The sequence below is a fragment of the Streptomyces sp. NPDC051822 genome, assembly GCF_044452745.1.
Lineage (GTDB): Bacteria > Actinomycetota > Actinomycetes > Streptomycetales > Streptomycetaceae > Streptomyces.
Window position 1 is genome coordinate 1 of sequence record NZ_JBITBZ010000016.1, and the last position, 23,329, is coordinate 23,329.

Sequence of the window (23,329 nt, forward strand, 5' to 3'; positions counted from 1 at the left end):
CGCGGAGCGGGTACCCCATCGCTGCGCGATGGGCAGGCGAACCCCCGCGCTGCGCGCGGGGGTTGCGCTCCCGCTCCGCGGGAGCGCTGGTGGCTCGCTGCGCGAGCCACTCACCTCCGGTGCTGCGCACCGGAGGTGACGCCCTGTCCGCTGCGCTCCCAGGGCTGCGGGGCTTCGCCCCGGTACCCCGGGTTTCCGCTTCGCTTCAACCGGGGCTGGCGGGTTCGCTGCGCTCCCCCGCCTTAACGGTCCTTTCGGCTGCGCCTCCAGGACCTTGGGATCCGCTACGCGGACCCGGGCTGGCTGCGAGGTGAGTTTGTGTGGGTTTCGGTGTAGTGGGCGCCTTGGATTGATGCACCATGTAGGGTTGGCGGAAGTGCGAGCCATCCGATCTAAGGAGACTCAGGGCCGTGGATAGAGAAGAATCTGCTTCATTCTGTCACCCGGCGTGGGACGTCCTCGTTCCGGCGCGCGCCGCCTATCTGGAAGCCGTTTCACCTCACTATGACGAGATCTTCTGGGATGTAGCGCAGCGCGTCGAGCGTGCTGGCAGTCTCGGCAAGACAGACATCGCGGCCCTGGTCGTATGGAAACGGCTCTCCGCACAGACGCGCTGGGTATCGACTCTCATGTCGCTGCCCGACAGTCAGGTAAGAGCCATCACCGAGCAGGCCGTTGCATCGGTCCAGGACCTCAGTCTTTCTCGCGGCGAGGCTGCTCAGGCAGGGCGCGCTGCCATCTCGGAGCTGCCTGGGTTCGTCAGGGGTGACGCTCTCGCGTCAGCCATCCTGACCTCGGCAGCTCCCACCCGGATGGCCGTCTACGACCAACGTGTCCAGCGCGCCATCGACTTCCTCGGGATCACGCTCACGGACCGCTCGGGCCGCTATGGCCGCTACATGGACCTCCTCGACACCCTCCTCCAACACAGCGGAGGGCACGCAGACGGTTGGACCGCGCGCGATGTAGACACTGCCTTGTATTGGGCTGGAAAGAACCCTAAGTAGACTCGGAAATGGAGAGTCCGCCTTTTGAGAGATAGAGAGGGTTCCTAGAGTGCAGAGAATTACTCTGAAGGAACATCAGGTCGATCAGAAGTCGGCGTTCCGGAAGTGGGTGGGATTCCCTGCAAGATCACCTGTGCCCCCGCAGGGGGCGCGGGGCACGATCGTGTCCGCGACCGGCTCGGGCAAGACGATCACAGCGGCCGCGTGCGCGCTGGAGTCGTTCGCGGGCGGTCGGATCCTGGTGACTGTCCCGACTCTGGATCTGCTCGCGCAGACCGCCCAGGCGTGGCGTCTGGTGGGCCACACCGCGCCGATGGTCGCGGTGTGCTCGCTGGTGAACGACCCCGTGCTCAACTCGCTGGGGGTGCGCACCACCACGAACCCGATCCAGCTCTCGCTGTGGGCCGGGTCGGGGCCCGTCGTCGTGTTCGCCACGTACGCCTCCCTGGTGGACCGCGAGGACCCCGAAGACCTGACGGGCCAGGGGAAGGTCCGCGGGCCTCTGGAAGCCGCTCTGGCGGGCGGAGAGCGGCTGTACGGGCAACAGATGGCCCCATTCGACCTCGCCATCGTGGACGAGGCGCACGGAACCGCCGGTGATCTTGGTCGGCCGTGGGCGGCGATCCACGACAACCAGCGGATCCCGGCGGACTTCCGGCTCTACCTCACCGCCACCCCCCGCATCCTCGCGGCGCCGCAGCCGCGAAGGGGCGAGCGCGGCCAGGAAGCGGAGCTCGCGAGCATGGCCGACGACCCGGACGGCACCTACGGGGCGTGGCTCGCCGAGCTCGGACTGTCGGAGGCGATCGAGCGGGAAATCCTCGCCGGTTTCGAGATCGACGTCCTGGAGATCCGCGATCCCTCACCGGTCCCTGGGGAGTCGGAGGAGGCGCGGCGGGGCCGGCGCCTGGCCCTGCTGCAGACCGCGCTCCTGGAGCACGCCGCCGCGTGGAATCTGCGCACGGTCATGACGTTCCACCAGAAGGTCGAGGAAGCCGCCGCGTTCGCGGAGAAGCTCCCGGAGACCGCTGCCGAGCTGTACGTCAACGACTCCACAGGCGACGACCTGGCCGCCGCGGGCCGGCTCCCCGCGTCGTCGATCGATGCGGAGTTCTACGAGCTGGAAGCCGGCCGCCACGTCCCGCCGGACCGGGTGTGGTCAGCGTGGCTGTGCGGCGACCACCTCGTCAGCGAGCGACGCGAGGTGCTGCGCCAGTTCGCAGGCGGCATCGACGCTGTCGGGCGCCGGGTTCACCGCGCCTTCCTCGCCAGCTGCCGCGTACTCGGGGAAGGCGTCGACATCACCGGCGAGCGGGGGGTAGAAGCCGTGTGCTTCGCCGACACCCGCGGCTCGCAGGTCGAGATCGTGCAGAACATCGGCCGCGCGCTCCGGCTCAACAAGGACGACACCACGAAGATCGCGCGGATCATCGTGCCGGTGTTCCTGCAGCACGGCGAGGACCCCACCGACATGATCGCCTCCGCCAGCTACAAGCCACTCGTCGCCGTCCTCCAAGGCCTACGCAGCCACGATGAACGCCTCGTCGAGCAACTCGCCTCCCGCGCGCTCACCAGCGGCAAGCGCAAAGTCCACGTCCGGCGTGACGAAGACGGGCGGATCATCGGAGCCGGCGGCGAGGGTGAGGGCGAGGGCCAGGAGGACGACACGCAGACCGCCGCCGAAGCCGCCCTGCTGCACTTCTCCAGCCCCCGCGACGCCGCGACCATCGCCGCGTTCCTGCGCACCCGGGTGTACCGGCCGGAGTCCCTGGTCTGGCTCGAGGGCTACCAAGCCCTGCTCCGATGGCGGAAGGAGAACGACATCACCGGCCTCTACGCCGTCCCCTACGACGTCGAGGTCGAAGTCGGCGTGACGAAGGCGTTTCCGCTGGGCCGATGGGTGCATCAGCAGAGGAAGGCCCTGCGGGCCGGGGAGCTCCAGGAGCGGCGCAAGGTGCTGCTGGACGCGCCTGAGGCCGGGATGGTCTGGGAACCAGGCGAAGAAGCATGGGAGAACAAACTCGCCGCGCTCCGCTCCTACCAGCGGGCCATGGGACACCTCGCACCACGACAGGACGCCATGTGGGGCGAAGACGACAAGATGGTGCCCATCGGGCAGCACATGGCCAACCTCCGCCGGACAGGCGGCCTGGGCAAAGACGCGGAGCGGGCCGCGGAGCGCGCGGCGCAGCTGGCCGCGGTCGATGAGGACTGGAACTGCCCGTGGCCGCTGGACTGGCAGCGGCACTACCGCGTCCTCGCCGACCTCGCCGACACTGAAGCCGGCGGTGTCCTGCCCGACATCACACCCGGGGTCCTCTTCGACGGCGACGACATCGGCCGGTGGCTGAAGCGGCAGAAGAACCCGGGCACCTGGACGCAGCTGTCGACCGAACAGCAGCAACGGCTGGCGAAGCTGGGCATACAACCCGACCCGGCGCCATCTCCAGCCCCCGCAGCCCCGCGTTCGACGAAGGGGCCGTCCAAGGCGCAGCAGGCATTCCAACGGGGCCTGACAGCCCTGGCGCAGTACGTTGCCCGCGAGGGAGAGCCCTCGGTGAGGCGGGCCCACCGAGAGAAGGTCATCATCGACGGCCAGGAACACGACCTCGCACTGGGAATCTGGTACTCCAACCAGAAACAACGCCGCGACAAACTCACCCAGGAGCAGCTCGACGCACTACGAGAACTCGGCGTGGGATGGGCGCAGTAGCGCGTCGCACCCCTGCCGGAAAGTACGTGGGAAAGGCACCTCAGGCTCAGCTGGGAACGCCTCTCCCGCGCCTCCGAGGGGACCTTCGCGCTGCTCCGGTCCCAGCAGCGACCCTCCTGAACGGTGGCCTCGGCGAAGCCGTCTACGCGACCATCTGAGACCTCTCCATATAGGGCCTGACCTGCGTGTTTGCCTAAAGATGCCTAGGATGGGCCTGCACCAGCGACGGCGTGGAAGCAACCGTGGTGCTTCGGTGACGCCCGCTCACAAACATGCTCAGGACGGCCCCAGGAGGATTCCTCATGACCGCGACCGGCAACCCCCGTCAGCTCTCGAATGCGCACGAGTACACCGCCAGCCACATCCAGGTACTCGAAGGGCACGAGGCGATACGCAGGCGCCCGGGAATGTACATCGGCTCGACCGGCGAACGCGGCCTGCACCACATGGTGTACGAGGTCGTCTCGTACGCCGTCGACGAGCACCTGGCCGGCCATGCCGACGCCATCGAGGTCACGATCACCGCGGAGGGCAGCATCCGCGTCTCGGACAACGGGCGGGGCCTGCCCGTCGAGGTGGAAGAGCCCTCCGGCAGGTCGGCCGTCGAACTCGAACTGACCGAGCTGTCCTTCGGCCCCAAGCCTCACACCGGCTACGGGGTCGCCGGCGGCCTCGGCAGGCTGGGCCTGCGCGTGGTCAACGCGCTGTCGAGCCGTCTCACGGTCGAGGTCCACCGTGACGGCCACCGTTGGACCCAGGAGTACGAGAAGGGCACCCCGGTCAGCCCCCTGAAGAGGAACGAGGCGACGAGCGAGCACGGCACCACGATCGCGTTCCTGCCCGACGCCGACATCTTCGAGACCACCCGGTACTCGTTCGCCACTCTGTCGGAACGCTTGCAGGAACTGGCCTTCCTCAATGGAGGCCTGTCTGTCTCGCTCACCGACGAGCGTCCGGAGCGGCCGGTCCGCTACCACCACACGGACGGCCTTCGGGCCTTCGTCGCCCGGCTCAACCCCTACCCTCCAAGTCTCGTCCACTCCCCGGCCATCGGTTTCGAGTCGGAGAACGAGAACAAGACCATCCTCGTGCAGGTCGCCATGCAGTGGAACACCTGGTCCCCGGGAGAGTTCCGCTCCTTCGTGAACAGCACCCGCACCCATGAAGGCGGTGCCCACGAAGACGGCTTCCGTACCGCGCTCACGGACCTCGTCAACGACTACGCGCGCCGACAGGGCCAGCTGACCGCGGACGACGCGGACATCACGGCCGGTGCCGTCCACGAGGGCCTGACCGCGGTCCTCTCCGTAAAACTCGCCCATCCCGTCTTCGAGGGCTCCACCAGGACCAGGCTCAGCAACCCCGAAGCGGAGGCCTACGTCCAAGAAGTCGTCCGCCAACACCTCACCGACTGGCTGGACCACAACCCGACCGAAGCCGCGGCCATCATCCGCCACATCCTCGATGCCCCTCCCGGACACCGCAAGCAATGACGAAGGACTCACTGATCCCGGACGGCTGGGATGACGGCGTCTGCGCCCCGGACAAGGCACTCGTACATGCCGTCGACCGGATCTGGGCGCAGCACAGCAGTCGGTCGGCCCCCGCTCACGGACCGGCCGTACGGCGTTGTCCCATCAGCCCGGGAGACAGGAACCCGGCCCTATGCGCAGCGCTGGGGCGTAACCGGGCGAGCTGGAGTAAAACCGCCTGTGAGCAGTGACAAGCCCCTGAGAGGATCCCGGTCATGCCAAGCCACACCGCAGAAGAGCTCCTCGCAGGCGTTCACGGGCTGACCCCTGAACGCGCGCAACAGATCGGCGATCAGATCGACGAATGCAGGCAGCTACTGGACACGAACATCGAAATGGACACCGTCCAGCAGCATCTGAAAGACCAAGGCGTCAGCATCATCCAAGCGATCCTGATCACCACGAGACTGCTGGACGACGACCACCCGAGCAGACTCCGCGCAGCACGAGAAATCGTGGAGTGCAGCCCGGCCCGAACACACAGCGCTGCCTGACCGCACAACCATTCACCCCACCAAGTGCCACCCACGTCCCTCGAAGACGCCGCGGCCTTGCCGATACGCAGCCGCCGCAACCCACTGCAATCCACACGTCGCCTATCAGGCAGCGCATGCCAGGCGGCGGCGCAACGTCACGGGTTCCAGCACGAACTCGGATGCTGCATGATCGAACGATGCTGGTCGAACTGGTGAAGGTCGCAAAGTTTCCTTGGAGCACCTGGCTGGCCCAGGTCCGGACGCCGTTCGGAGGGACAGCGGTCCGCTGGTGCGGTGACCAGGCCGCGAAGCCTGGCAGGTACCACGTTGAGTGGACGGTCGATGAGGACATCGCCTGGGGGCGGAACGCGAAACCGGCTGTCGGCGTCGGACCGGGGGTCCGACCTGGCGGGCACTGCGTTGTCCTGCGCGGACGGCTGTACCTCACCGTGGACGGCGCCGCCGTGCTGGACTTCGATGGCTCGCAGATTCTGCTGGACCTTGCCGATCCGCTGCCCGACGGTGTTGCCGGCACGTGGGTCGAGCTCTTCCTCGAGCGCGAGAAGATCGCTCTCTACCCGTACGGACTCTGACCAAAGATCAGTTGCGAAGGGCCGTCTTCGTAGCGGTGAGCCGGCTGGGGATGTACCACCCCATGACAGCCGATAACCCGCGAGGTACCACCCTCGTGTCAGTGGCACGCCGCAGACACAGGTCGACGACCAGCAGGAACACAGTCCTCTTGCACAACGACTACTGACGCTTCTGCTCGCACGAGAGCAGGGGGGATTCCCGGGCGCTTGACGGACGCCGTGTGAAGTTCCCCCGTGATGTCGGACACTCGATGCTTACGCCGCGAGGGCGTGTCCTTGTTCGTGTCGTTGTCGGATCTCCAGTGGGGTGAGGTAGCCCCAAGCCGGATGCTTCCGCAGACGTTTCCGGTTGTAGAAGATCTCGATGAAGGCGAAAATTTCGGCCCGGGCGGTGGCCCGGTTGGGCCAGCGGCGGGTGCCGATCTCCTCCTTGAGCAGTGCGAAGAAGCTCTCGGCGGCGGCGTTGTCGTAGCAGGAGCCGGTGCGGCCCATGCTCTGCCGAAGGCCCAACCAGCGTATTTTCCGGCGGAGTTCGTCGGAGGTGTACTCCGATCCGCGGTCGGAGTGTGCGATGCAGCCGGGCTTGAGCCGACCGCGGCCGGCAGCCATGGCCAGGGCGTCGACGACCAGGGACGCGCGGTGGTGGTCGGCCATCGAGTAGCCGACGATCTCGCGGGTCGCCAGGTCCAGCCAGGTCGCCAGATAGAGCCAGCCCTCGTCGGTGGGGATGTAGGTGATGTCGCCGACCAGCTTCTCGCCCGGCGTGCTCGCGGTGAAGTCGCGGCCGATCAGATCCGCAGCGGGCACCGTCCTCTTCGCCGGACGGGTCAGCGACCGGCGCTTGCGCCGCGTGACCCCGGAGATGTCGCGCTCACGCATGATCCGCTCCACCGGGAGGACCGGGCGACCTTCAGCAGCCGGCACAAGAGAGCAACACCATGGGTGGTCTTCTCCGCTTCGATGAACGCGTACACGTCGTTCACCGATCGCTCTCCTTCGCGAAGAAGACCGCCGCTTTTCGCAGCACCTCGATCGTCTCAGCCTGCTCGCGGTTCTGCCGGCGCAGCCGCCGCAGTTCCTCCCGCTCCGCGCTCGTGAGCTCGCCAGGCGCCCCCTGGCCCCGGTCGGTCTTGTCCTGCTTGACCCAGTTCCGCAACCCCTCGGCGCTGACACCGATCTCCCGGGCCACCTCGGTGACGGTCCTCCCGGAGGAGCGGACCAGCGCGACCGCGTCCCGCTTGAACTCCTCCGAGTACCGCCTACTGCGGTTGCTCTTGCTTCCCACCTGGCACTACTCCCTCTGGAACCTCACGTCCCAGTCTCCAGGTGTCCAACATCAAGGGGAAGCTTCACGTCGGCCGTTCTCCTGAGCTGCGACACTCTGCGCGTGAGTTATCCCTCGACAGACCAACTGTCCTTCGCCGAACGCGCCTTCATGATCAACGCCACCGAGATCGACATCCTCCCCGGTGTTTGGGGTGACCTCGACGAGCCGCTGGTCTCAGGGCCTGCCTCGGCTCTCGTCCCGATCCTCCTTCCTCTCGTCGACAGAGGATGGATCTAAGTGTGCCGGCTCGTTCCCTGGACAGCACCGGATGGAACTCTCGGCGAGCAGCGCGGGCCTCCTCTCCCGATACAGGACCTTCCCGCAGTTCTGGCAGACGCTGAGAACTGGGAGTACCCGCCATCCTTCAAGTGGCTGGGGTGCCTCACACTGACACGCAGCCTCAACGGCGCCCCTCCGCTTTCTGGACAGGGGACACCGAACGGGGTTCGCCGGCGCCCGGAGGTGGGTCAGATGTATTGCTGGATCCACGCTTGACCGTCGGCGGCCGCGATGGCGAGACGCATGGCGCCTCGGGCGACGACCAGTTCCGTGGCCAGGATTCGGTCGACAGTGCAGACGTCCCACAACTCGGGGAGGCTGTGGGCCCGCGCCGTCTCCAGTGCGGTATCCCAGTAGCCCGAGTAGCCAAGAGTGCCGCCGGCGATCCGTACTACGTCGGGGTTGAGGATGTTGACCAGTGAGGCGATGGCGAGTCCGAATGCCTCGCCTGCTGCGTTCACCACGTGCTTCGTGCGGCGATCGCCCTGGGCGAGCGCGGCATGGATCTGCTCTGGAGGCTTGCCCAGTGCGTGCACGATCGCGGCGCCGCCGGCCACGTCGTCGAGCCGTTTGACGCCTTCAGGCGTCGACATGGGCATGCTGCCGACCTCGCCGGCCCATCCCCGCGAGCCGCGAACGACTCGTCCCTCGCACAAGTAGGCCGAGCCCACCGCGGTCCCACAGACCATCACCACGGCGGATGAGGTCCGAGGGAGACCGGCCGTTTCCTGGGCGAGAGCGCCCCGAATATCGTTGACGAGCAACTGAGGGGCGCCGTCATGGATTCCCTGCCAGCCTCTGAGCTGGGGCAGGACATCGGAGATCTTCACCTGCCCGTGCTCCACAAGGCCCGGGACGGCGATCCCCAACGCCGTCGGCTTCAGGAAGTTGTCAGCAAGGAACGCCTGGACGGCTGCCTCGATGTCTCCAGCACCGGTCGAGGGCCCGGTGGCCAGGCGCCGCGTGATCGGTGTCTCAAGATCCGGCCCTTCGGCCAGCATGAGCAACTTCGTGCCACCGATGTCCACGCCCACTGTTGCGTGCCGCATTGCCCCACCTCACGCGTTGGTCCCGAGGCAGCAACCTACCGTGGGGCGATCCAGGCCCCGTCGGGAACCGTCGCCCGCCGCAACCGCACCGCGCTGGTGCCGCCCCGGCGCACGACCTGCGATCTCGCGGTTTCGTGTCAGTGCGCCACCTGCACGAATACCGCCCTGTGGCAGTGGAATCGCCGCGATCTCCCACACCCATGACAGTGCGCTCCACTCGGGAAACCGACACTGACCTGCGCCAACGCACAGACCCCCACTGCCTCTCACTTCACCGTCACAGAACCGAGAGATCGCACCCGCCACTCGCGGCCCGCAGACGGGCACACAGCCGCCCGAAAAGGGGCCGCCCAGGGCACACATCCAGGTCGGGATGCAGGAACGATCCATTCAGCTCATCCTGACTCCATGAGGCTGCGCAGTATCAAACTCGCAGTAGGGACCGTCGGCCTCCTCGCGTGCCTTGTTGGTGTGACAGCGTGCGGTGGCGGCAGCCCTCCCAGCGAGACGCCCACCGTCACTGAGACAGGCACCACGGCGGCTCCCGAAGTGACAACACCGGACGCGGGTGAGCAGGGGAAACTGCCGAACATGGTCGGCATGGACTTGCAGCTGGCCCAAGACACCTCGCAGGCGGCCGGCTTCTACGGCCTGGCGTCTACAGACGCCACCGGAGCAGGACGACTTCAGGTCATCGACCGCAACTGGGTTGTCTGCTCTCAGGATCCGGCGGCAGGGCAGCACCCAACCAACACCACCGTCACCTTCAGCGTCGTCAAGGACGACGAGAGCTGCCCGTGAACCAAACGCTGCGCCCCGTACAAGAGACGCACGGACGGGCAGGGAAGACTGGGGCGGCCCGGCGGTACTGCTCCCAGAGCGCATCTGGGCGCCGGGCCTCGCCCGCGCACGCCATATCGGCACGGGCTGGAGCCGACCCTACGGGAGCGGCGGGGACGCGGTCCCAGGATCCGCCGGACCGCCGCCCAGACGGCGCCGGGCGGTCCGGGGCTCTGACCACCCCGCGGACACGGGACCGGGTTCGGCGGTCCAGTCGCCGGCGGCGGCCCGCTCGGCGACCGTTATCGCCGCGGAGCGCGGGCGGGCGGCTCGGGCAGATCGATACGGCCGGGCCCCAGGGCCGGCGTCATGCGGTACTCACAGCCCCAGTCCCTCCCAGCTCATCGCGCCCATCGTGCGGAAGGCCCGCACCTGGACGGTGCAGGCCTTGCGGTCGTACGTGGTGCGTCAGGCGCGGGTGGCCATACCGCTCATCCATCCGGCGACTTCAGGGGATTGCTGGAGCGCGACCAACCGGCGCCAGGTGAACACCCAGGTGTCGGGGCTGGCGTCGTCGATGCCGCACGCCCGCAGGAACGCGATGTACCGGTCGTAGTCCGGGACCGACGGCTCCGCGCCGCGCAGCATGTCGCTCATCGTGCTGCGGCGCAACACGCCGTCGCTGTGCTTCTCCAGTTCCCGCAGCGACGGCGAGCCGCCCCAGACGTGGACGGCCTGGAACACCTGCTGGAGCTCGGCCGGGCTGGAGACCCCCGTCGGGTCGGGCTGACCGGACTTCGGGACGTACCGGCTCGGCCGGGGACCGGTACCGCGACGGCGGCGGCTGGCCGACTGTTCGGCGCGGTGGCGGCTGGCCGGCGGTTCGGGAAGGATCATGCCTACGTCCAGATCCAATACGCCTTGCTGCTGCAGGGTGGCGATGGCCTCTTTGCCATGGCGGGTCTGCCAGTGCATCACCGCTTCAATCGCGGCGCGGGAGGCGTACATATTGCGCGCCTCGTCCGGAGGGATGGGCAGGAGGGCGAGCATGCTCTCCAGGAGGTTCGCCGAGGGCAGCACACCCTTTCTCAGGGTGCTGAACACCATGGCCTCATTCACGTTGACCCCACGGGCGATCTCGCACTGGCTGAGGCCGGCGCGGAGGAACTTGGCCTGCCGGTCTTCCCCGAGAGCCTGGGCGGCCGCTACAGGGTCCACGGCTGGCCGCCCTTCTTGGCGATGCGCCGGCGGTACGACGCTAGCGTCGGGTGCATGATCGTATGGCTCAACGGCACCCACGGTGCGGGCAAGACGACGACCAGTGCGCTCGTACAGCAGCTGATCCCTGATTCACGGGTGTTCGACGCCGAAAAGGTCGGCGAGACGCTCATGGACATCACGCCGGGGCTACCCGCGACGGACAACTTTCAGCACTGGCCGCCGTGGCGGCCACTCGTGGTCGAGACCGCCCATCGCGTACTCGACTACACGGGAGGCACCCTGGTGATCCCCATGACAGTCCTGGTCGAACAGTACTGGCGCGAGATCAGCGAGGGCCTCGCCCAGCACGCCATTCCCATCCGGCACTTCGTCCTCCACGCCGACCAGGACATTCTCCGCCAGCGCATCGCAGGCGACACCGTTCTCGGCCCCAACTCCCCGTTCCGTCTCCAATACCTCGAGCCCTACGCCGAGGCAGCCCGCACGTGGCTGCACACCGAGGCCGAGGTCATCGACACCACACACCTCACCCCCGCCCAGGCCGCCCAGCAGATCGCAGAGGCCGTCAAGAGTTGAGACCTTCCAGCGCCGCACCTCGCAGGTGACAACAAGACTGCCTGTCTGACAGCTACCGCGCTTCGGCTCACCATGGCCGACACCACGGGCGCCGTGGTCGCGGCTTCTACAGCTCGAACTCGATGCGCTCGATGTCGGTGAGCTCGACGTCCAGGCCGTAGGCGCGGTGGCCGCCGTCGCGGAAGTACACCTCGCCGAGCGCGTCGGCGGTGGCCCGCTGGAGCTCGCGGTCGGTGGCGCCGGCGGACCGGGGCGCGGACAAGAGGAGGCGCGGGACGGCGGCGAGGAGGCGCAGCAGCGCGGGGCGCAGCCGCAGATGGCGCGGGACGACCAGGCCGGGGACGTCGATGACGGGACGGGGGTGCTGTAGGAGGCGGGCGCCGGCGGCGCCGCCGAGGAGGACGTCGAAGGCTGCCGAGTCGATAGCTGGGCGGCTGTAACGCAGGATGGAGGGGCAAGGAGGATCAGCCATGCGCGTTCACCGCCGTCATGCCATTTCTTCAGCGCTCATCGCCGTGGTCACGGCCTCGGGTCTGGCCTTTGGTACCGCATGCAGCAGTGATGAGAGCAGCACGCCTGCCCGGGAAGGGGAGACCACCGCCCAGAGGTCGCCGGAGGGCGCGAGCGAGCGAGCCGATCTCGTCAGCTTCAAGCTCGACGACCGTTCACAGGCCGGCATCACCAACATCTGGCTGGTATGGACGATCAAGAACAACAGCAGCAAGAAGTCCAACTACTCGTGGGACTGGGAAGCCATCGACACAAGCGGCACCCGGGTGGCGAACGGAACTCAGCTGGAGACCGACGTCCAGCCCGGCCAGACCGCAAACGGGGAGTTCCCAACGACGCTCAAGAGCACGGAGAGCGTGAAGCTGAACATCACCAGCTTCGACCGTACTGCCGCCTCCTGATCAGACGCCGAGCGCTTTGCCGGGCTGCGCAACGGTGCCGCGCCGCGCAGCCGCGACCCCGCGCAGGGCCGGTCAAGCAGGGGTCAACTCGGTGTCCACGCACGGCCTCGGCGAAGGCCGGGCGGAGGAGCCGTCAGAACGGCGCGTAGGGGCGGCCCGGCGGTACTGCTCCCAGAGCGCGTCTGGGCACCGGGCCTCGCCCGCGCACGCCATATCGGCACGGGCTGGAGCCGACCCTACGGCAGCGGCACGGACTCGGTCCCGGGATCCGCTGGGCCGCCTCCGAGACGGCGCCGAGCGGTGCGAGGCGGGACGTCAGGAGCGCGGTTCCGGAGGCGGGTTCGGCGGTCCAGCCGCCGGCGGCGGCGCGTTCGACGGCGGTCATCGCTCGCCGGTCACGGACGGCCAGGCTCGGGCAGGTCAGTCCGGCCGGGGCCGTGGGGACGGCGTGGTGCGGTGGTCACCGTCCCCGTCTCCCCGGCGCCCGTGCCCCGGCCTTTCGCAGGTTCGCCTCTTCGTACGGCTATCGCGTACAAAGACACCTCATGCAGTTAAGCCGTCAAGCCGCCGCCCCATCGCCCCCGCAGAACCTCGGCCCAGTCGCCAGCTTCCGGACCCGGATCTTCCCACTGTGGCACCGGGCTGGGAGCCGTCTCGATCAGGTGCACGAGCGTCCAAGCGACGCCGTAGCAGTCGTCGGGACCGAAGCAGGTGGCCAGGGCAGTCGCCTCTTCGGACGTGACAGGACAGGAGATCGTCCTCAGCTGGCGTTCACGCCGGTCGATCTCTTCCTCCCTCGCGTCCCAGTCGGGAAGCGGTCCGTCGGCAACGAACGTCTGTACTTCGGGTCTCATGGCCGAATGATCGTCTCCCCCGCCGCCCCTGGACAAGCTGCCCCGTTCTGCTTCACGCGGTGGCTGTTCCTGCTGGCTGGGGCTCTGCGGGGAAGGCGATCGCTTCATCGAACGGGACCCGTGCCAAGAGGCAGTGATGGAGTTGGCCGAGCATCCGGTTGAACAGGTGCCGCAGGGCTTGCATGTGCCAGTCCCCGCCGGTCCGTCGGCGTCGGTAGTGGGCGTCGGCGCCGGCCGAGCCGCTGAGGGAGGAGAAGGCCCAGAGGTGGCCGACGTGGTTGAGCCGGTTGTTCTTGACGAACCGGCGTCCGACGTAGTGGCGTTTGCCTGAGGCCCGGGTGATGGGGGCGGCGCCCGCGTATGCCTTGAGCCCTCCTGCTGTGGCGAACCGGGTGCGGTCGTCGCCGATCTCCGCGAGGATCCGTGCGCCGATCTGCGTGCCGATGCCGGGAAAGCTCAGCATGATCGTGGCGTCGGGATGGGCTCGGAAGGCTTCCTCGGTGGCCTGGGCAAGATCGCCAACCGCTTCGCAGACGGCATCCAGCTGCAGCAGCAGCGCCGCGGCCTGCTTTCCCATCGCTTCTTCGACCAGCGGGACCTGGTGCGGGGCCTCGCGGCGGAAGAGCTGCTGCAGTCGCTCAGCATCGGCCTCGATGTTCCTGCGTCGGCCGGCCCGCTTCATCATGGCCGTCAGGCGCCAGAGCGGCAGCTTGGCGGCCAGCGCGGGCGTCGGTGCCACCGCCAGGATCCGACGGGCGTCGGCCCGCTCCCCCGGATCACCGTAGCGGTTCTGCCGAGGCTCCTGCGGCCGTGGCCACCCGGACGAGGTACGGGTGGGGCGTGGGTTCGGACGGTCGCGTCATCAGAGGCCGGCGTAGGCGATGGCGAGGACGGTGAGGGTGCTGGTGGGGGTGCCGACCATGATGACGGCGGTGACGTGGCCGCGGGCGACGGTGCGGATGATGCTGTCGTCTTCGCCGTACGGCTCGGAGTGGGCGATCGGGTCTTCCTGGGCGTCGACGAGGCAGACGGCTAGAGCGTGTCTCCTTGATGGGGCCTACGGACGCCACTCCTGGCGGTAGTCGGGGTGCTCGGCGTACGACTGCGCCAGCATGTTGAGCGCGTACGCGAGACCTGCGTGGCGTGCATCCGCCGGATCCATTGCTTGGTATTGCCTGGCCAGCATGTCGACCAGGTCGAGCATCGGCAGGTGGCTGTCGAGGAGGGCGTCGCCGCCGAAGCGGTGGGCCACCTCGGCATAGGCGTGGTTGTCCGTCATGTTGCGGTCCCGAAGGAACCTGACGAGGTCGTCCATGAGGTCATCTTCGCGCACGGGCAGCGGCGTGGCGCGAGGCATTTTCGTCCCGGCCGGCCCGCCTGCTGAGTCAGGTCATCTTCGTGCCCAGATGAGGATGGCGGCGAGGTGGAGTGCGGCCTGGTAGGCGATAGCGAGCTTGTCGGTTCGCATGGCCAGCCCGCGCCACTGCTTGAACCGGTTGATGCACCGCTCGACCGCGTTGCGCTGCTTGTATGTTTCGGCGTCGAAAGCGGGTGGGCGGCCACCGGCGCTGCCTCGTCGCAGGCGGTGGCTCACCTGGTCGGACGGCTGGGGAATGACGGCGCGGATTCCGCGCCGGCGGAAATGGCTCCGGATCGCGCGGGATGAATACGCGCGGTCCGCCAGGACGGCATCTGGTCGGGTCTTCGGTCTTCCGGGTCCGCTTCGCGGAACACGGATGCCCGCCATGACGGCCTCGAAGACCGGGGCGTCGCCTGCTTGGCCTGCGGTGACGCGGAGGACGAGGGGTCGTGCATGGCTGTCGCTGACGAGGTGGACTTTCGTACTCAGGCCGCCGCGAGAGCGACCGAGCGCGTGGTCGTCTGGCTCAGCCCGATCCGGAACCCCTTTTTCCTGGCTCCGGCGGCGTGCTGGTGGGCCCGGCAGACCGTGGAGTCCACCGACACGGTCCAGCCGATGTCGTCACCGGCGTCGGCCACCTCCAGAAGCGCCGCGAGAATCCGTTCCCAGGTGCCGTCCACGGCCCACCTGACCAGCCGCTTGTGAGCGGTCTGGAACGAGCCGAGTTCGTCCGGCAGGTCCCGCCAAGGGCGAGCAGGTGCGGTACTTCCACGCGATGGCCTCAAGGGTGCGGCGGTGGTCGGCCCACCGCCGCCCGCGAACCGGATCGGCCGGCATCAGCGGCTCGATCCGGTCCCACATCGCATCAGTGATCACTAACCGGACAGACACATCCGATCAACTGATCAACCCATCAAAGAGACACGCTCTAGGTCTTGGCGGGCCTGGTCGGGGAGCTGCTTGTACGTGTCGAAGACGTCGGCGGGGAAGCTGAGCCGGTAGGTCACGCGGCGCCTCGGTCCGAGGTGCGGTCGGTGCGGTGGCCGGCGTCGCGCAGGACGTCACCGGTGTGGTCGACCGCAGGGTCGCCGGCCGTGGCGGTGCCGACCTGCTGGGCACGGGCGGCCGCGATGCGGGGCGCTGCGGCCTGGAGGGCGTCGGCGGCGGCCCACCGATCGAGGACGGCGGGGAGCTCGTCAATCGGGGTGAGGTTCACGTCCGCGAGGAGCTGCTGCCTCGAAGCGGAGTGCGGCAAGGCGTGGTGGAGCCTGTCCACCGTCCATGTCTCACGTGTCGTCACTGCAGCCTCCCCGGGGCGTCGTTCGTGCCGCCTGCCAGCCTACGCGGCCTGGTCTGGGTCGGTCATTCCTTGTAGCAGATCGGCCCGAGCCCGCTGTGCGCCCGGTTCAGGCCCGCGTACAGGCTCTCCGCCGCGGCGCGGGCGCTCTCCAGGCCGAGGTACGTCTCCCGGAGGTCGTGCTCGAGCTTGTCCTTGTCGCTGCGCAGGCGGCCCTCTTCGTCGAGGTCGGCAATGAGACGGCTGGCCTGCTCGAGGGCCTGTGGCAGCATCAGCCCGCCGCCTCCGGGCAGCGCATACCCGCGGGAAGGTCCACCCCCGTCCCACGGCGCAGCGAGTTCGATCAACACGTCGTCCCCCTCCTGGTGATCCTTGCGACCCTATGCCGAACCCCGGCAGGTCCCGGGCGTGAAGCCGTGCGACGACCTGAGGCCGGGGAGATTAGAGCGCCGTTTTCGTTCCGATGTTCCTCAGCTCCTCACCCTTCCGGGGCCGGCGCTGCAGTGACTTTGAGGAGGCCGTTGACAACTGTCGGGAACGGGTTGTTGCCCCTCCCGCACCCCTTGTTCGGGCTCGACGCTCTCATCAGCGAACGCACTGGGCGGGCGCTGATGAATTGAGTGAGGTCAGAGCATGGCTGTCTCTCCGAACCTGGTCCCTGCGTCGGTCACCGCCGTCAGCGGTCTCGCGACCGTGATGGCAGGCGCCCCGTGGTGGGGCGTCGTGATCTGCCTGGTCCTGGCCCTGGCCGCGACGTCCCTGCAGTGTCTCTTCCCTCAGGATTCCCGCGACCGCCTGGCCTGGTGGATCAACCACCGCGAGCAGCAGTTGCTGCGCCGCACCGACCTCCGCGTTCCCGCCCCGGCTCACTTGCCTGACGCGGCGAGCGAAAGGGCTTCGTCCGGGTGTTCTCACGAGCGGGCTTGATGGGTGAAGTCCTGCAGATTGCCGAACGTGTACGTGACAATCGGGGTCCGTCCGCCGACGAGCATGCGACCGCGGCTGACAAGAGGGAGTTCGGGGTACATGAGTGCAGGGAAGGACATCGGGCCGGAGGCGGCTGCCTACGCAGCGGAGCTACGTGTCGTGGTGCACGGCTTCACCGCGCGCGGGGGCACGCAGAAGGAGATCGCCGTCTCGGCGCATGTCGCGCCGGCCACCCTCTCGCGGTACCTCAGCGGTGAGCGAATCGCTCCCAGGCATTTCGTCGCGGCCCTGGACTCCTTTCTCACACAGCGCGGTCAGCCGTTCGAGGCACGCGTGCTGTCGCGGCTGCAGGACCTGTGCAGGCGAGCACACGAGGCCAGCGGCTCTCCGGCCGTACGGCTGGCCCATCTCCAGGAGGAGCTGGCGCAGGTACGCACTGAGAAAGGGGCCAAAGAAGCAGAGTTGGCTGCGGTGCAGGAACACGCGGACCAGCTGGCCGCCGAGCTGGGGCAGGCCCTGGAGCAGGTGCGCGGCTCGGAGCAGCGGCGCCTCGCGCTTGAAAGACGGGTTACGGACCAGGGCCGCAACCTCCAGCACGCCCAGGCCTACACCCGTCAGCTTGAAGCCGACCTCACCGCGCTGCAGGAACAAGTCGTCCTCATCCAACGCGAGGTCAAGGTCCTGCGCCGTCAGAACGAGCTCCTCATCACCGAGGAGGGCCCCACTTACTCGGGCTCGCGCTCGAAGGTGAAAGTGACCGTTTCCGGTGAGTCAACGCAGGCCACCGACAAAGAAGGGAAGCCGTCTCAGTCGACGAAGAAGACTTCCCGTGGCGGCGAGAAGAGGGGCAGGCCCTGGCGGCTGAAGGCCGGGAAGCTGTCGCCTCCTGGTACACAAGCCACCCCGCACAAGAAAACGCCGGTCTTCGTCGCTTCGTGGACCGGTGACGAAGACCCCCGGGAGTTCACCACGAACCCCCACGAATGGCTGCTGCCGATGCTTCTCTGCGTGATCGCGTTGTTCTTCTTCCGCGCCGCCATAGACGACTCCGCGAAGGACAACCAGGCCTGGGGCTACATAATCGCTGGAGCCTGTCTTGTGTTGGCGGCACTCCTGGCCGAGGACAAGATTCCGCCCAGCAACACGAAGAAGCTCATCTCAGCGCGAACTCTGCGCCTCGATGGCACCGGCCTCACCGCCAGCGACCCCTCCGGCAAGCAGCACCTCTCCTGGGCCTCCATCAAGAAGATCTCCATTCACCACACCCCCGAGCGCATCAACGATCGCCGCCCCCTCGCCCTCAATGTGCAGCTCGAGCCAGAGACGCCGGACGCCGCACGGACCTACCGATTCGCTGGATGGCCCCTCCGTCTCAACCCGCCGGACGCCTGCCGCCGCCCGCCCAAGGCACGCCCCGACGAATGGGTGCCGGTGTGTGTGCTGGGCCCGCTGACAGGACCGGACAAGACCGAACTGCAGAACACCCTCGCTGCATACCTCGAAACCCCTGCAGAGGGCATCTGGTCGAACTGACGGTGCACGTCCCGTCGCGCTCTTCCAGCAGCCGCAGCATGCCCGACTGCTCGGCGAGGCTCATCCGGTCGTGGTGAGGCGGATCTCGAATTTTCCCCAGGGCTGCTCTTCGTTCCCAGTCGGCTGCTTCGGCAACTGGGGTCTGGGCTGCCCGCCTCGGAGTGGGGCCGTGCCGAGCAGAGCAGGGTGCTTGCGGCGGTGTTTCACTCATCCTGGACTGCTCGGCCCGCCCTTGGTGTCAGTGGCCTGTCGAAATCCTCCGTGGCCAGTCAGTGGTATCCGACTGGCCACGGACACTCGCTCTGTGGCGCCAGTCGTCGCTGTCGCTCTCCAGGAAGTCGGCGTACGCGGCGACCGTCCGCTCCAGGCACTCCTGCTCGCTGCGGGCCTCGCCGAGACGCAGGCGCATCTCCTGGCTCTCGACGACGTCGGCGGGCAGCCACAGGTGGGTGGCGATCCGGTCGCAAGACAGTGCCGGGTACAGGTCGCTGGCGGCCGCCCTCACCCCGCAGGCCAGGGTGTAGTCGCAGGTGAGTCCCTGGGCGGCGGCGATGGTCATCGCGTAGCCGTGCTGCAGGGTGCCCGTCGGCGATCTGGTCGGCGGTGATCCAGGCCCGCTCCAGCGCGTATCAGCGCGGGCGGCTTCGGGGAGGGAGGCCGTGCCAGCAGCATGCGGTCGGCCTGGTCCAGGACGTCGCGCGTCAGACCTCGAGGTAGGCGACCACGACCACGGTCCGCAAAGCCGTGACCCAGTACAGGAGCCGGACGCGCTCGACTTCGTCGGCGTACTCGCGCAGCTGGGGGCCGGCAGTGTCGCCGGGGATAGGCTAGGAGCTGCGCGAGGCCCACCTCGCCCGCCTCGCCTCCCAGCGCCCGGCCGTCGCCTGATGCCCCCGCAGCACAGCTCGCGCCGCGCCCGCATCGCGTTCTCCGACTCCGCCGCCAAGCAGCTTGAGAACATCACCAGTGAGGCGGAGATCCACGCCCTGGACCGCACCCTGGTCGTCGTCTCCGTCGACCCCGACGTCGGCGACAACGGGACTCTGTGATCGAGGCATCGCGGCGGGCGCGCAGCCGTCGGGTGGTCCGGATGACGGCTGAGGTGGCGAGAACGTCGTACACCAGCAGGCAGGCAGGCCTTGGCGTGCCGTGCTCCTTCGCGCGATGCGACAACAGGCATGGGGGGTACCCGGGCCCCTGGGCGCTTTCGGTGGCAGCAATCAGCGCCGACCAGAATCCAGCGGCGGCCGCCGGGCCGAACGCCGGCCGTAAGGCGGTCGTCATGCTGAGCGCGTCCGCCGCCGTCGCAACGCTGGCCTTCGTGGGCGCTCCGTGGGGGGCCGTGGCCGTCGTCGACGCTCTCGGCATCGTGGTGCCGGGCGTGACTCTCCTGGCCCAGGTCGTCCTGTCCGAGGACTCCGAGCACAAGCGGGCCTTGGGGATGGCTGCGCTGCGGTACCTGGACCGGCGCGCCATGTGCAAGATCCGGCAGGGCGAGACCGTTGCGCTCAAGAAGGGAGAGCACCGCAGTCGGCGCCGGAACAGGTAGTGGCGCTGTGCCGTCCGTCGGGCTCGGCCCGAGAGGGCGCGGGCCGAGCCCGTTTCGGAGGGCTAGCCCCTGGTCATGGCGTTGTCCTCCACCCACTGGAGGACGTCGCGGGTCCGCCGGTCCTCTCCGAACTGTCCAGCATCCCGGCGAGCTCGGCAGCGCCTTCGGTGTCCTCCCGTGCGAGGGAGCGCCATGCGGCGTGGGCGTTGCGCGCCGTGCCCACGGTGGCCTGGACCGGTTGGGCGCCGGCGTCACGGCGGCGGAGGGCGGTGCGGACGAGGAGCTCCACGTCTCGTACCAGTCGGTTCCCTGGCGGAGCATCAGGGAGGCCTGAAGGGTGGCGACGTTCACGGCGTGGGGGTGTAGCGGTCCATAGCCGGCGGTCAGTTCCTCTTCGAGTTTGGCCGCGGCGGCGACGGCATCGGGAAGGCGGCCGGCCCTCTCGGCGGCGCGCAGTTCGTCGTACAGAGCTCTGTGCGCGGGCGGCAGGGGCGCTGCCCAGTCGTGTGGGGGCTGCGCGGGTGCGGCGGCTGCCGCCGGGGGCGGGCCGCGGGTGGGGTCGGACGGTTGCGGCCGTTCCTGCCGGTCAGCAACAGGCGTTGTGGCAGGTGGCGGGATCACCGGCAGGTGATCGACGCAATTCTGCACCGAGTGCGGACCGGCGTGCAGTGGCGTGACCTGCCCGAACGGTTCGGGCCGTGGAAGACCGTCTATGAACGCCACCGGCTGTGGTCGGCCGATGGGACGTGGGAGCGTCTGCTCCAGCAGGTCCAGGCCACAGCCGACGCGGCAGGTGAGATCGACTGGGACATCTCGGTCGACTCAACCATCGCTCGTGCGCATCAGCATGCGGCGGGCGCCCGCACCGACCCACCGTCGACGCCCGGCTCAAAGGGGGTCGAAAGGCCAGAACATCAGGACGAAGCACCCTGGCAGAGCCTGCACGCCCGTCTGGTGGAGGTGGTGCAGGAGGTGAGGGCCTGGGTTGTTCGCGCGGCGGGTTCACCACCAAGCTCCACCTGAGTGCGGACGGCCGCTGCCGACCGCTGTCCCTGGTCGTCACACCAGGTCAGCGGGCTGACTGCACCCAGTTCAAGCCGGTCCTGGAGAAGATCCGCGTCCCGAAACTCGGGCCGGGCAGGCCTCGCAAGAAGCCCGACAGCGTCGCCGCCGACAAGGCGTACAGCAACGGGCCCGTCCGGAACTACTGCGGCGCCGGGGCATCCGGCACACGATCCCGGAGAAGACCGACAGTCAGGCCGCCCGCCGGCGCACTCCGCGCCCCCGTTCACCGGCTTCGTACGGTCAGTCCTGGGCGGGTGTGGTGCCGGGATCGGCCGGCCCGGGACCGAGACGCCGCCGCCGGGCGAGGTGGGTCTGCAGGAGCCCGGCGGGCGCAAGGGCGGGTTCGGCGGTCCATTGCCGGCGGCGGCGCGTTCGGCGGCTGTCATCGCCCGCGGATCACGGACAGACGGCTCGGGCAGATCGGTGCGGCCGGGCCCGAGGGGACGGCGTGGTGCGGTGCTCACCGCCCCCAGTCTCCCCGGCGCCCACGCCCCGGCCTTGCTCAGAAGCTGTGTCTGAACCTCTTTCCGCAGGTGGCAGGGCCTCCCTGGGCGTTCGGGAGCTGCGTCGCTGAGCGTTGAAAGCGGGCCCCGTGCGTCGGTCGCCGTTGCGGCGGGGGACGTGCCGGGGCCCGCTTCTAGTGATCGTTGGTCAGGTGTTGCAGCCGGTCCCGGTGGTGGGGTTGGTGCAGTTGTTGCGGCCGGGTCCGCCGTCGTTGGTGTTGGTACCGGGGCCGCCGTTGAGAGCGTCGTTGCCGTTGGCGCCGATGAGGGTGTCGTTGCCGTCGCCGCCGGTGAGGGAGTCGTTGCCGTTCCCACCCTCGACGCGGTCGTTGCCGTCGCCGCCGGTGAGGGTGTCGTTGCCGTTCCCACCCTCGACGCGGTCGTTGCCGTCGCCGCCGGTGAGGATGTCGTTGCCGTCGGCGCCGCAGATCAGGTCGTCGCCCCCGACGCCGTCGACCACGTCGTTCCCGGCGAGGGCGAAGATCACGTCGTTGCCGGGGGTGCCGGTCAGGACGTCGTTGCGGTTGGTGCCGGTGATGGTGGCCGTGGCGGTCGCGCAGGTCGCCGGGGCCGGTTCGTAGGTGATGGTGACCTGGGCCGGCCCGGTGGCGGGTCCGGGGGTACCACCGAGCGGGACGAGGTTCGACCCGCCACCACCACCACCAGGACCTGCCGTGGCATCGCTGTTGATCTGGCCGCAGCCGCCGCCTCCGCCGCCTCCGAACCAGCCGGCGCCTCCGCCGCCTCCCCCGAAGCCGGTACCGCCGGTGCCGCCGGTGCCGGACGTACCGGCGGTGCCGGCGGTGGTTGGGTTCGGCGAGCATGCGGCTCCGCCGGTGCCGCCGGTGGTCTGGGTACCTCCGCCACCGCCGCCGCCGCCCTGCGGTCTGTCGCCGCCGTCGCCTCCGGTGTTGCCGGCGTCCCCGCCGGTGGCCTCGGGGACCTGGAAGTCGCCGATGGCGGAACCGTAGCCGCCGCCTCCTCCGCCGCCGGCGACGATGAGGCGGGGGTCAATGCCGGGGCTGCCGGTCAGGGTGCAGCCGACGGCGGCCGAGCTGCAGGTGCGGACGTCGCTGGAACCGCCGCCGACGCCGCCCGGGAAGTTTCCGGTGACTGGTCCGCCGCCGGTGTTGACGTTCACGAACAGGGTGGTGCCCGGGGCGGCGGTCAGGGTGCCGGTGACGGTTGCGCCGCTCCCGCCCGTGCCACCGTTAGGCGCGTTCTGGCCTGCGGCGCCGGTGGCGGTGACGGTCAGTTGGGTGACGCCGGAAGGGACGGTGAAGGGCTGGTCGGCGCCCGCGTTGAAGGTGACGGTCACGGGCGCAGCCGCGGCGGGGGTGGCGGTGGGCACCACCAGCAGCGCTGCCGGCAGAACCGCCGTGGCGAGCAGGAGAGCGGCACGCCGGACCGGGCGCCGCGGCCGCCCACCCCCGGCACCGCGTGGGAATACCTGATGTTGCAGGGTCAGTGTCACGATCGGTGCTCCTCGGCAAGGGCCGCGGCACCCAGGACGTGCCACGGACGTCGGCTGATACTCCGGCCCCTGCGCGGGACCGCCCGACGATCAAGCCACACCCCTCCGGTCCGGCCCCCGGAACACACCGCCACACCGTGCCACGATCCACCGACCAGCCGCAGCCCGTACCCGAGCCGGCGCGCACCCCGCCTCGTATGGCGCGTCGGGCGCTGTGCCGAACTGCCCGGCACCAGCGGCCAGCGAGCTTGTCCTATTCCACACGGGCGAGACAGCCAACTTCCGCGGCAACGCTGGGGGCTC

The 23,329-nt window shown here is 68.9% G+C and carries 24 protein-coding genes and 3 pseudogenes; 14 read left to right on the plus strand and 13 right to left on the minus strand.

Features of this window, described 5'->3' with window-relative positions:
* Positions 1-410 precede the first annotated feature (410 nt).
* The 5 genes from ACIA8N_RS33810 (at position 411) to ACIA8N_RS33830 (ending at position 6,321) form a co-directional block, all read left to right on the plus strand.
* Positions 411-1,007: a hypothetical protein gene (locus tag ACIA8N_RS33810; RefSeq protein ID WP_365786173.1), complete on the plus strand. Its 597-nt coding sequence runs from the start codon at positions 411-413 to the stop codon at positions 1,005-1,007.
* Between the two features lie 49 nt (positions 1,008-1,056).
* The gene (locus ACIA8N_RS33815) at positions 1,057-3,720 is read left to right on the plus strand and encodes a Helicase associated domain protein (protein ID WP_365786171.1); all 2,664 of its coding nucleotides are present in this window, start codon (positions 1,057-1,059) and stop codon (positions 3,718-3,720) included.
* A 302-nt stretch (positions 3,721-4,022) separates the two neighbouring features.
* Complete coding sequence (locus ACIA8N_RS33820; protein WP_365786169.1) at positions 4,023-5,213, plus strand: ATP-binding protein; 1,191 nt, start codon at positions 4,023-4,025, stop codon at positions 5,211-5,213.
* 254 nt (positions 5,214-5,467) lie between these two features.
* Complete coding sequence (locus ACIA8N_RS33825; RefSeq protein WP_365786167.1) at positions 5,468-5,746, plus strand: hypothetical protein; 279 nt, start codon at positions 5,468-5,470, stop codon at positions 5,744-5,746.
* Between the two features lie 179 nt (positions 5,747-5,925).
* A complete protein-coding gene (locus ACIA8N_RS33830) occupies positions 5,926-6,321 on the plus strand; it encodes a hypothetical protein (protein ID WP_365786165.1) in 396 nt (131 codons plus the stop codon).
* Between the two features lie 255 nt (positions 6,322-6,576).
* On the opposite strand, the gene ACIA8N_RS33835 is transcribed toward ACIA8N_RS33830, so the two are convergent.
* Both ACIA8N_RS33835 and ACIA8N_RS33840 read right to left on the minus strand, forming a co-directional pair.
* The gene (locus ACIA8N_RS33835) at positions 6,577-7,200 is read right to left on the minus strand and encodes an IS3 family transposase (protein ID WP_078946323.1); all 624 of its coding nucleotides are present in this window, start codon (positions 7,198-7,200) and stop codon (positions 6,577-6,579) included.
* A gap of 100 nt (positions 7,201-7,300) precedes the next feature.
* Positions 7,301-7,606 (minus strand): transposase, encoded by a 306-nt coding sequence (locus ACIA8N_RS33840; RefSeq protein ID WP_030557070.1) that lies wholly within the window; start codon positions 7,604-7,606, stop codon positions 7,301-7,303.
* 102 nt (positions 7,607-7,708) lie between these two features.
* Here ACIA8N_RS33840 and ACIA8N_RS33845 point away from each other — a divergent pair, with 102 nt between their 5' ends.
* Entirely contained in the window at positions 7,709-7,885 is a 177-nt protein-coding gene (locus tag ACIA8N_RS33845) for a hypothetical protein (protein WP_157850867.1), read from the plus strand.
* 230 nt (positions 7,886-8,115) lie between these two features.
* Here ACIA8N_RS33845 and ACIA8N_RS33850 read toward each other — a convergent pair whose 3' ends face one another.
* Positions 8,116-8,976: an ROK family protein gene (locus ACIA8N_RS33850; RefSeq protein WP_365786162.1), complete on the minus strand. Its 861-nt coding sequence runs from the start codon at positions 8,974-8,976 to the stop codon at positions 8,116-8,118.
* A 408-nt stretch (positions 8,977-9,384) separates the two neighbouring features.
* Between ACIA8N_RS33850 and ACIA8N_RS33855 the strand changes: the two genes are divergently transcribed.
* A complete protein-coding gene (locus ACIA8N_RS33855; protein WP_365786160.1) occupies positions 9,385-9,777 on the plus strand; it encodes a PASTA domain-containing protein in 393 nt (130 codons plus the stop codon).
* Positions 9,778-10,224: 447 nt separating this feature from the next.
* Here ACIA8N_RS33855 and ACIA8N_RS33860 read toward each other — a convergent pair whose 3' ends face one another.
* Positions 10,225-10,974: a hypothetical protein gene (locus tag ACIA8N_RS33860; RefSeq protein ID WP_365786158.1), complete on the minus strand. Its 750-nt coding sequence runs from the start codon at positions 10,972-10,974 to the stop codon at positions 10,225-10,227.
* A gap of 54 nt (positions 10,975-11,028) precedes the next feature.
* On the opposite strand from ACIA8N_RS33860, the gene ACIA8N_RS33865 reads away from it, so the two are divergent.
* Positions 11,029-11,553 (plus strand): AAA family ATPase, encoded by a 525-nt coding sequence (locus ACIA8N_RS33865; RefSeq protein ID WP_365786156.1) that lies wholly within the window; start codon positions 11,029-11,031, stop codon positions 11,551-11,553.
* Between the two features lie 106 nt (positions 11,554-11,659).
* Here the strand turns inward: ACIA8N_RS33865 and ACIA8N_RS33870 are convergent, their stop codons facing one another.
* A complete protein-coding gene (locus ACIA8N_RS33870) occupies positions 11,660-12,025 on the minus strand; it encodes a hypothetical protein (RefSeq protein WP_365786154.1) in 366 nt (121 codons plus the stop codon).
* Between ACIA8N_RS33870 and ACIA8N_RS33875 the strand changes: the two genes are divergently transcribed.
* Complete coding sequence (locus ACIA8N_RS33875; protein WP_365786152.1) at positions 12,024-12,464, plus strand: hypothetical protein; 441 nt, start codon at positions 12,024-12,026, stop codon at positions 12,462-12,464. The two genes, ACIA8N_RS33870 and ACIA8N_RS33875, sit on opposite strands and share 2 nt — an antisense overlap.
* A gap of 551 nt (positions 12,465-13,015) precedes the next feature.
* On the opposite strand, the gene ACIA8N_RS33880 is transcribed toward ACIA8N_RS33875, so the two are convergent.
* From ACIA8N_RS33880 to ACIA8N_RS33905, 6 genes and pseudogenes are all read right to left on the minus strand, one after another.
* Positions 13,016-13,318, minus strand: a complete 303-nt coding sequence (locus tag ACIA8N_RS33880; RefSeq protein ID WP_365786150.1) for a hypothetical protein — start codon at positions 13,316-13,318, stop codon at positions 13,016-13,018.
* 52 nt (positions 13,319-13,370) lie between these two features.
* Positions 13,371-14,084 (minus strand): annotated as a pseudogene (locus ACIA8N_RS33885) (transposase); the annotation flags it as partial.
* A gap of 291 nt (positions 14,085-14,375) precedes the next feature.
* A complete protein-coding gene (locus tag ACIA8N_RS33890; RefSeq protein ID WP_365786148.1) occupies positions 14,376-14,651 on the minus strand; it encodes a DUF6221 family protein in 276 nt (91 codons plus the stop codon).
* Positions 14,652-14,708: 57 nt separating this feature from the next.
* Positions 14,709-15,539 (minus strand): annotated as a pseudogene (locus ACIA8N_RS33895) (IS5 family transposase).
* Between the two features lie 142 nt (positions 15,540-15,681).
* Positions 15,682-15,978: a hypothetical protein gene (locus ACIA8N_RS33900; RefSeq protein WP_365786146.1), complete on the minus strand. Its 297-nt coding sequence runs from the start codon at positions 15,976-15,978 to the stop codon at positions 15,682-15,684.
* 62 nt (positions 15,979-16,040) lie between these two features.
* Positions 16,041-16,247 (minus strand): hypothetical protein, encoded by a 207-nt coding sequence (locus ACIA8N_RS33905; RefSeq protein ID WP_365786144.1) that lies wholly within the window; start codon positions 16,245-16,247, stop codon positions 16,041-16,043.
* A gap of 754 nt (positions 16,248-17,001) precedes the next feature.
* Between ACIA8N_RS33905 and ACIA8N_RS33910 the strand changes: the two genes are divergently transcribed.
* Complete coding sequence (locus ACIA8N_RS33910) at positions 17,002-18,435, plus strand: hypothetical protein (protein ID WP_365786142.1); 1,434 nt, start codon at positions 17,002-17,004, stop codon at positions 18,433-18,435.
* 238 nt (positions 18,436-18,673) lie between these two features.
* Here ACIA8N_RS33910 and ACIA8N_RS33915 read toward each other — a convergent pair whose 3' ends face one another.
* Positions 18,674-18,994, minus strand: coding sequence for a hypothetical protein (locus ACIA8N_RS33915; protein ID WP_365786140.1), 321 nt, complete (start codon positions 18,992-18,994; stop codon positions 18,674-18,676).
* A 328-nt stretch (positions 18,995-19,322) separates the two neighbouring features.
* Here ACIA8N_RS33915 and ACIA8N_RS33920 point away from each other — a divergent pair, with 328 nt between their 5' ends.
* From ACIA8N_RS33920 to ACIA8N_RS33935, 4 genes and pseudogenes are all read left to right on the plus strand, one after another.
* Positions 19,323-19,484 carry a hypothetical protein gene (locus ACIA8N_RS33920; RefSeq protein ID WP_365786179.1) on the plus strand — a complete coding sequence of 54 codons (162 nt, stop codon included), beginning with the start codon at positions 19,323-19,325 and terminating at the stop codon, positions 19,482-19,484.
* Positions 19,485-19,645: 161 nt separating this feature from the next.
* On the plus strand, positions 19,646-19,984 hold the full coding sequence (locus ACIA8N_RS33925) for a hypothetical protein (protein WP_365786138.1): 339 nt from the start codon (positions 19,646-19,648) through the stop codon (positions 19,982-19,984).
* 199 nt (positions 19,985-20,183) lie between these two features.
* Positions 20,184-20,318 carry a hypothetical protein gene (locus ACIA8N_RS33930; protein WP_365786136.1) on the plus strand — a complete coding sequence of 45 codons (135 nt, stop codon included), beginning with the start codon at positions 20,184-20,186 and terminating at the stop codon, positions 20,316-20,318.
* A gap of 233 nt (positions 20,319-20,551) precedes the next feature.
* Positions 20,552-21,266 (plus strand): annotated as a pseudogene (locus ACIA8N_RS33935) (IS5 family transposase); the annotation flags it as partial.
* A 434-nt stretch (positions 21,267-21,700) separates the two neighbouring features.
* Here ACIA8N_RS33935 and ACIA8N_RS33940 read toward each other — a convergent pair.
* A complete protein-coding gene (locus ACIA8N_RS33940; protein ID WP_365786134.1) occupies positions 21,701-23,026 on the minus strand; it encodes a calcium-binding protein in 1,326 nt (441 codons plus the stop codon).
* Positions 23,027-23,329 lie beyond the last annotated feature (303 nt).